The organism is Moorena sp. SIO4E2, from assembly GCF_010671945.1.
In the GTDB taxonomy this organism is placed as follows: domain Bacteria; phylum Cyanobacteriota; class Cyanobacteriia; order Cyanobacteriales; family Coleofasciculaceae; genus Moorena; species Moorena producens.
On the sequence record NZ_JAAHIE010001219.1, the window covers coordinates 1 to 1,399 of the forward strand.

Below are 1,399 nucleotides of genomic sequence, written 5' to 3' on the forward strand. Positions count from 1 at the left end.
TCAAGCACCAGCAAAAGATTCTCAAGTACAAGTAAATAGAGGCACTGATAGAAATCTATTGAATTATGACGACTATGCTACTGTCCTAAAAAACCATGTCAACAATAAAGCGCTAGTTAATTACCAAAAATTGCAGCAAAATCCAGAGCAGCTGGAGACATTTAATGCCTCCTTAGGTGCTGTTGAGCCTAGCACCTATCAGTCTTGGGATGAAGCAGAAAAAATTGCTTTTCTGATAAATGCTTACAACTCCTTTACTCTAGAATCCATTATTGACCAAAACCCGCTCAAAAAGAGTATTCGGGATATTAAAGGAGTCTGGAAAGGACGCGAATTCAACATTACTGGAGAATCTAAAACCTTAGATAATATTGAACACAAGACACTGCGTGCGGAATTCAACGAACCCCGAATTCATATGGCTTTAGTTTGCGCCGCTATCAGTTGTCCTCCCTTAAGAAACGAACCTTATACTGGGGAAAAAATCGATCAGCAACTGGATGACCAGACACAGAATTTTCTAGTTAGTCCCCATGGCTTTCGTATTGACCGTCAAGAAGGTAGCGTATATCTTTCTTCCATCTTTAAGTGGTTTGGTGAAGATTGGAAAAAAACCTATGGTGTCGATGACAAATTTACTGGTAACGCCAATCAACGGGCGGTGTTAAACTTTATCAGTAACTACCTTAGTCCAGAGGATCAGGAGTATCTTGAGCGGGGGAATTACAAGATAAAATATCTGAACTATGATTGGTCTTTGAATAAACAATAAGCTGTTAGGAATTTTTATGCCTAACAGCAAGGTAGAATGCAGAATGCAGAATGCAGAATGCAGAATGCAGAATGCAGAATGCAGAATTGACAAGAGTTTCAGGGGTGGTTTCCTGATTTAATAAAAGGCAGTTTAAATGCGGGACAGCTTAACCAATAAACAATAACCAATTAACCGGTTTATTGATTAATCATTATCGGTATCCGTGTAGGAATTGTGATAATTTTTGTTCCCTGTTCCCTTTGCTATCAGGATTTGTTATGGTTTGTTATTTTTTAAGACGTCTTTGGTAACAAGGCTAATCAAGTGGTATATTCCGCATTAATCCGGACATAGTCATAACTCAAATCACAACCCCAAGCCTGACCAACACCATGACCATTGCCCACATTAATCTGAATTAAAACCGTATCTTCTTTAAGATAAGCACCAGCAGCAGCCTGCTTGAGATAATCACTAGCCTGTTGACGGTCAAACCCTAAGGGTTGACCATTTTCCATCAGCAACACATCCCCTAACTGAATCCGCAGGTTTTCTTGCTCAAAGGGTACTCCTGCACGGCCAGCGGCTGCGGCAATTCTGCCCCAGTTTGGGTCTCGTCCAAAGATGGCAGACTTGACCAAGGAT

General features: G+C 40.6%; 2 protein-coding genes. One reads left to right on the forward strand and one right to left on the reverse strand.

All coding sequences use genetic code 11. The features are described from left to right. On the forward strand, positions 1–772 hold a 772-nt coding region (locus F6K37_RS42360; protein ID WP_287257213.1), incomplete at its 5' end, for a DUF547 domain-containing protein. A 302-nt stretch (positions 773–1,074) separates the two neighbouring features. On the opposite strand, the gene F6K37_RS42365 is transcribed toward F6K37_RS42360, so the two are convergent. Next, on the reverse strand, positions 1,075–1,399 hold a 325-nt coding region (locus tag F6K37_RS42365; protein ID WP_287257214.1), incomplete at its 5' end, for a bifunctional ornithine acetyltransferase/N-acetylglutamate synthase.